Raw genomic sequence first — 5,963 nt, 5'->3', positions numbered from 1 at the left:
CGTTCGTCGAGTCCTATCCCGTAAAGCGCGGCGCCAGTTTCTCGATGCGGGCGATCATCTGCTGGAATTCCTCCAGGATGCGCTCATGCAACAGAACCGCGATCTCGGGATATTCTTCCAGGATCCGGTGGAACATCTTGCGGCTCAATCGGATCACTTCCGAATCGACTGCGGCGGAAGCGCTGGTCAGCCGGTTGGTGTCGGCGATCAGCGCCAGTTCGCTCAGCATGGTGCCCGGGCCTGCCGTACCGATCGGGACGCGTTCGCCGCCTAGCTCCCGATAGAGCGTGATCAAGCCGCTGACCACGATGTAGGCCGAGTCGGCGACGTCGTCCTCGCGGTAGAGCTTATGGTCGGCCTGCAGCACCGTGGTCTCGGCGCCGAAGGCGAGCAGGCGCAATTGTTCCTGCGTGAAGCCCTGGAAAAGCTTCACACTGGACAGGATGAGGATGTCATCATCCAGCGCCATCCTAGCTGTGTCCCCGAGCGGTCAGTCCAGTCCCTCCTTTGGAGCGGCGCGCCCTCCTGGGCACGCGAGAAACGCTCCGCCATGCATCGTACGATGCGTGCAACGAGCCGATCCATCACCCTCCAGCACCAGGATCGTACCCGAAGCGGTCCCGCCCGACCGCTCTCATCTCTTTTGGCTCAATTCCGGACGGAAGGCTACGGCGAAGCCGCCGAGCCCAACCGTTTCACACTTTTCCTGGAATTGTTCTAGATCATGAAATGTTTAAGGAACCAGCTTGTAGCCGCCGCTTTCTGTCACAAGAATTTCGGCATTGGAAGGATCGCGCTCGATCTTCTGGCGCAACCGGTAGACATGGGTCTCCAGCGTGTGCGTGGTGACGCCGGAATTGTAGCCCCAGACCTCTTCCAACAGCACGTCGCGCGTCACCACCTTCTGGTCGGCGCGGTAGAGATATTTGATGATCGAGGCTTCCTTCTCGGTCAACCGCACCTTGGCGCCGCGCGGATCGATCAGCAGCTTCTGGCTGGGCTTGAACGTGTAGGGGCCGACCGAGAAGGTCGCGTCCTCGCTCTGCTCGTGCTGGCGAAGCTGGGCGCGGATGCGCGCGAGCAGCACGGCGAAGCGGAAGGGCTTGGTCACATAATCGTTGGCGCCGGCCTCGAGGCCCAGGATCGTGTCGGAATCGGTGTCGTGGCCGGTCAGCATGATGATCGGCGCCTTGTAGCCGCCCTTGCGCAGGATCTTCACCGCCTCGCGGCCGTCCATGTCGGGCAGGCCGACATCCATGATGAGCAGGTCGACAACGCCGCCACGGGCGGCGGCAACGCCTTTTGCGGCGGTCGATTCCTGCTGGACGTCGAATTCTTCGTAAAGCGCCAGCTGCTCGACCAGGGTGGCGCGCAGGTCGTCGTCGTCATCGACGATCAGGATGGTGCGTGATGTCATGGATATCAATCCGTTGTTTTAAAAAGAATATTCAGTTGACCTCCCCCCATTTATGCGGAAGCTCACCGGCGCAACAGCCGATCACAGTGATTTGTTCCGTGACACGATCATACAAGAAAAAACGCGCTCGCAATGCGGCGGGCGCATTTTTGCCGAAAGGCCTGGGCGTTTTGGTGGTGCGCGCGCGCCCCGGCAACCCCGCGCAAGGCTTCCTGCAAGCCGGCAAAACGGTGTTTCCCTGTGCGCTGGGGCGCAGCGGCATCACCGCCAACAAGCATGAAGGGGACGGCGCGACGCCGCTGGCGTCGATGCGCATCCTGTCGGGCTATTTCCGGGGCGATCATTTTCCGGGCGGTCGCCGGACGAGGCTCCCGATGGCGCCCATCGGTCCGGATCTCGGCTGGTGCGAGGTGCCGGACGACCGCAACTACAACCGTCCGGTGAAGATCCCCTATGGCGCGAGCCATGAGCGGATGAAGCGCGACGACCGGCTCTACGATGTCTGCCTGGTGCTCGACTGGAACATCGCGCCGCGTCGGCGCGGGCGGGGCAGCGCGATCTTCTTCCATCTGGCACGGCCGGGCTTCACGCCGACCCAAGGCTGCGTGGCGGTGACGGCGCGGACCATGGCGAGGCTGCTTCCGTTGCTGTCGGATAGGACGGTGGTGAAGGTGGTGAGGTAGGCAGTAGGCAGCAGGTGTCTCCTTCCTATTGCCTACTGCCTAATCCCTACTGCCTGTTTCCCGGTTTCTGCCAACCTGTCCCCAGCAGTCCGATCTCACGGAGCTCGCGGTCCACCGCCTTTGTGATGTCGTGGCGCCGGCCACCGATGTCGCGCAGCTCGCGATCGGAAAGATCTTCGACGGATTCCGCAGGCAAGGCGGCGGCGACGCGAGCCTGGCGCAGCCAATCGCGCGCCGAACGCAGCCAAAGGGTCAGGCCCGAGGGCGATTCCAGGGGGGTGCAGGGCTTCAGGGCGATCTCAGACATGGCTTTATCCCGTGTTCTCCGGATATCAAATCCAGTTTCATGGTGTTTCGATGAAGCCATGATGCCGGATTGAAAAACAAACGGGAAACGAGTAGTTCTTTTCTGATCGTCAAGTTTTATTTGGAGATCGCATGCCCAAGCTGCTGCCGGGAACACGCGCGCTGAGGACATTCGAGGCGGCCGCCAGGCATCTCAACTTCACCCGCGCCGCCGACGAGCTCGGCCTGACGCCGGCGGCGGTCAGCCATCAGATCAAGGAAATCGAGGATCAGCTCGACCTGGTGCTGTTCACGCGCACCAGCCGTACCATCCGGCTGACGGAGGCGGGCAACTTGCTGCTGGAGGCCTCCGTCGATGCGCTCGACCTGCTCAACCGCGCCGTCAGCCGCGCCCGCAAGATGACCCGCGGCACGGCGCTGCTGAAGGTGACGCTCGACGCACAGTTCGCGACGAAGTGGCTGATGCGGCGCGTCGACGATTTCCGCCGGCAGAAGCCCGGCGTCGAGCTGCGTTTCGACATCACCTACGACGTCAGGGATTTCGAGCGCGACGATGTCGATGTCGGCATCCGCTTCGGCACCGGCAAGTATCCGGGGATCATCGCGCATCGGCTGTTCGAGAACATCATCATCCCGGTCTGCAGCCCGGCGCTGCTCGCCTCAGGTCCGCCGCTGAAGGAGCCGCGCGACCTCTTCAACCATACGCTCGCGCATATCGAATGGTCGCGGCAGGGCGTGACCTGGCCGAACTGGAGCATGTGGATGCACGCCGCCGGCGTCGACGATTTCGACGACAGCCGCACGCTGGTCTTCGGGTCCTCGACCGATGCTATCCAGGCGGCGCTCGACGGCAATGCGGTAGCGCTCGCCGACTTTGCCATGGTGGCCAACGATCTCTCGCAAGGGCGCCTGGTGCGGCCCTTCGAGCTCGGCATCAAGGTCGCGCCGGAATTCGCCTATTTCCTGGTCTATCCCGAGGCCGTGAAGGACGACGAGCGCGTCGTGGCCTTTCGCGAATGGCTTATAGAGGAGGCGGCGAAGACGCAGACGTGATGGCGACTTAACCCGCTGGCGCCGCGGGCGCGCCGAACCAGCCGATGATGGCGCCGATGATCAGCATCACTCCCAGCCAATGGCCGGCATCAATCAGCGTCAGGGCCCAGCCGAAACCTTCATAGCGGTGGTTGACGGCAAGCGTCGTGGCGATGAAGCCCAGCCAAAGCACGAAGCCGAACAGCAATCCCGCGATAGGGTTCGGCTCGCCGCCGGTTATGGCGCCGACCACCAGCGTCAGCACCAACGCCATGATCAGCTCGGCGATGAAGCTGACGACGAACGGAACGGCGGAGCGCTTCATTGTGGCCGGGTCGAGCTTGGCCGCCTTCAGCCAGGGCTTGCTCAGGCTCATGTACCAGGCGGCGCCGAACAACCATGCGACAACGGCGGCGACAATCACCGCCAGCCAGTTCACGACCGAAAAATCCATGCTTTCCCCTCTAGATCGAAATGCGATGGAACGCTTGTTCGGGGATCGCGTCAAGCAAGGCGCCAGACAGTCGTACGCTTGACGTCGGCATCTTCCAGCACACGCGTCACCGGAACCCGGTAGACGGCAAGCGATTGCAGCCCGGTCTTCGGCAGGTAGGCGCGGCCGGGATCGCCGACGAGGATCTCGGCGCCGCGCGCCTTCAGGGACCCGAACCAGGGCAGCAGCCTGTCGGCGAAAGCCTTGTCGTAGAAGACGTCGCCGGCAAGCACGACGTCCCAGCCACCGTCGGTGCCGATGCTATCCGTGCCGAGGAATTGCGCTTCGACGCCGTTGGCTTCGAGGTTGATGGCGATCGCCGTCTCGCAGAACGGGTCGATGTCGGCGGCGATCACCTGCTTCGCGCCCGCTTTCATCGCGGCGATGGCGACGAGGCCCGAGCCGGAGGCGAAGTCGAGCACGCGCCTGCCGCGTACGGTCCCCGGGTGGTCGAGCACATAGCGGGCGAGGCCCTGGCCGCCGGCCCAGGCAAAGGCCCAGAAGGGCGGCGGCAGGCCGATCTCGGCCAGCTCCTCCTCGGTGCGCAGCCAAAGGTCATGCGCCTCGTCGGCGAGGTGCAGAAGCACTTCCGGCACATGCGGCGGCGCCATCAGCGCCGTGTTGTCGAGGATGAAGGTCTTCGCGCTTTTCGGCGTCAGTCGTTTCACGGCGCCGGGTTGAGCTCGGCCATGCGGCAGACCTCTTTCCATTCGGCCGGCGTCACCGGCTGCACGGAAAGCCGGCCGAGCCGCACCAGCGCCATCTCGGCGAGCTTGGGGTTGGCCTTGACCTGTTCCAGCGTCACCGGCTTCGGCACGTCCTTGTAGGCGCGGATGTCGACGCATTCCCAGCGCGGATCGTCGGTGGTGGTGTCGGGATGCGCCAGCGCGCAGACCTCGGCGATGCCGACGATGTCGAGCCCCTCATTGGAATGGTAGAAGAAGCCGAGATCGCCGATCCGCATCGCCTTCATGTTGTTGCGGGCGGCGTAGTTGCGCACGCCGTCCCATTGCGTGCCGGCCTTGCCCTTGGCCTTCAGCGCCTCGAAGGAAAAGACCGAAGGCTCGGACTTGAACAGCCAGTAATTCATATCGTTTGTCCCATCGCTTTGCCGCCACGCATGGCGTTGCCGTCTATGCTTACTCTCTCGCCGCCGTTGCGGCGAGGGCAGCGAACGATCATGCGCCGGCGGGTTTCTGGAAGACCCAGTTCCACGGCCGGATCTGCACGCTTTCGAACAGGCCGGCCTTGGCGTAGGGGTCGGCCGCGGCGAGCGCCTGGGCGCCGGCCATGTCGGGCGCCTCGATCATCACCAGGCTGCCGTCCGGCTTGCCGTCGGCGTCAAGGAAGGGACCGGCAAAGGCAAGCCTGCCTTCGCTGATCAGGCCTTCCAGGAACGCCGCATGCGCCGGCCGCGTATCGACGCGCAGCTGCAGGCTGCCGGGCTTGTCCTTGCAAATCAACGCAAACAGCATTTTTCAACTCCGATGGTTCAGATGTCGGTTTCGGTTTTGAGCGGGCGTGTCATCAGCGCGGTCACCGCGTGGCCGATGGTCACCTTGCCGTCGAGGATGGCGGCGACGGCCGAGATGATCGGCGCCTCGATGCCGCGCTCGGCGGCGATGCGGGCGGCGATGCCCGCCGTCGGCACGCCTTCGGCCAGCGGCAGGCCGGCAAGCGGCTTGCCCTGGCCGAGCGCCAGGCCGTAGGCGAAATTGCGCGACTGCGCCGAGGAGCAGGTGAGCAAGAGGTCGCCGAGGCCGGAAAGCCCCATCAGCGTCTCGGGCTTCGCGCCGAAGGCGGCGCCGATGCGGCGCAGTTCGACGAAGCCGCGCGTCACCATGGCGGCCTGGGCGCTGGCGCCGAGGCCGGCGCCGGTGATCGCGCCGGCGGCGATGGCGAAGACGTTCTTCAGCGCGCCGCCGATCTCGACGCCGATCAGGTCGTCGCTGGAATAGCAGCGCAGGTTTTCGGCGGAAAAGCGGGCGGCGAGATCGGCGGCCAATGCCTCGTCGCGGGCAGCGACCACAAC

At 64.5% G+C, this 5,963-nt stretch carries 10 protein-coding genes; 2 read left to right on the top strand and 8 right to left on the bottom strand.

Going from position 1 to position 5,963, the window contains the following annotated elements; all coding sequences use genetic code 11:
• Window positions 1–13 precede the first annotated feature (13 nt).
• Together EOD07_RS19100 and EOD07_RS19095 are read right to left on the bottom strand one after the other, a co-directional pair.
• The gene (locus EOD07_RS19100; RefSeq protein WP_073985194.1) at window positions 14–469 is read right to left on the bottom strand and encodes a cyclic nucleotide-binding domain-containing protein; all 456 of its coding nucleotides are present in this window, start codon (window positions 467–469) and stop codon (window positions 14–16) included.
• A gap of 264 nt (window positions 470–733) precedes the next feature.
• Complete coding sequence (locus EOD07_RS19095; RefSeq protein WP_040991447.1) at window positions 734–1,417, bottom strand: response regulator transcription factor; 684 nt, start codon at window positions 1,415–1,417, stop codon at window positions 734–736.
• A gap of 149 nt (window positions 1,418–1,566) precedes the next feature.
• Between EOD07_RS19095 and EOD07_RS19090 the strand changes: the two genes are divergently transcribed.
• Window positions 1,567–2,100, top strand: a complete 534-nt coding sequence (locus tag EOD07_RS19090; RefSeq protein WP_245470275.1) for a L,D-transpeptidase — start codon at window positions 1,567–1,569, stop codon at window positions 2,098–2,100.
• 46 nt (window positions 2,101–2,146) lie between these two features.
• On the opposite strand, the gene EOD07_RS19085 is transcribed toward EOD07_RS19090, so the two are convergent.
• Window positions 2,147–2,407, bottom strand: a complete 261-nt coding sequence (locus EOD07_RS19085; protein WP_127236576.1) for a hypothetical protein — start codon at window positions 2,405–2,407, stop codon at window positions 2,147–2,149.
• 131 nt (window positions 2,408–2,538) lie between these two features.
• Here EOD07_RS19085 and gcvA point away from each other — a divergent pair, with 131 nt between their 5' ends.
• A complete protein-coding gene (gene gcvA, locus EOD07_RS19080; protein WP_127236575.1) occupies window positions 2,539–3,459 on the top strand; it encodes a transcriptional regulator GcvA in 921 nt (306 codons plus the stop codon).
• A gap of 7 nt (window positions 3,460–3,466) precedes the next feature.
• On the opposite strand, the gene EOD07_RS19075 is transcribed toward gcvA, so the two are convergent.
• From EOD07_RS19075 to EOD07_RS19055, 5 genes are all read right to left on the bottom strand, one after another.
• A complete protein-coding gene (locus EOD07_RS19075) occupies window positions 3,467–3,892 on the bottom strand; it encodes a DUF1761 domain-containing protein (RefSeq protein WP_127236574.1) in 426 nt (141 codons plus the stop codon).
• 50 nt (window positions 3,893–3,942) lie between these two features.
• Window positions 3,943–4,641 carry a methyltransferase gene (locus tag EOD07_RS19070; protein ID WP_206519497.1) on the bottom strand — a complete coding sequence of 233 codons (699 nt, stop codon included), beginning with the start codon at window positions 4,639–4,641 and terminating at the stop codon, window positions 3,943–3,945.
• On the bottom strand, window positions 4,596–5,021 hold the full coding sequence (locus EOD07_RS19065) for an EVE domain-containing protein (RefSeq protein ID WP_127236572.1): 426 nt from the start codon (window positions 5,019–5,021) through the stop codon (window positions 4,596–4,598). The genes EOD07_RS19070 and EOD07_RS19065 overlap by 46 nt, the downstream gene beginning before the upstream one ends.
• A gap of 88 nt (window positions 5,022–5,109) precedes the next feature.
• Window positions 5,110–5,406, bottom strand: a complete 297-nt coding sequence (locus EOD07_RS19060) for a YciI-like protein (RefSeq protein ID WP_040991461.1) — start codon at window positions 5,404–5,406, stop codon at window positions 5,110–5,112.
• 17 nt (window positions 5,407–5,423) lie between these two features.
• The coding region (locus tag EOD07_RS19055; protein WP_348627775.1) for an NAD(P)H-dependent glycerol-3-phosphate dehydrogenase at window positions 5,424–5,963 on the bottom strand (540 nt) is incomplete at its 5' end.

It is taken from the genome of Mesorhizobium sp. M2C.T.Ca.TU.002.02.1.1, assembly GCF_003997225.1.
The sequence above is the reverse complement of the archived record's forward strand: the minus strand, read 5'-3'. Positions and strand labels throughout refer to the sequence as shown.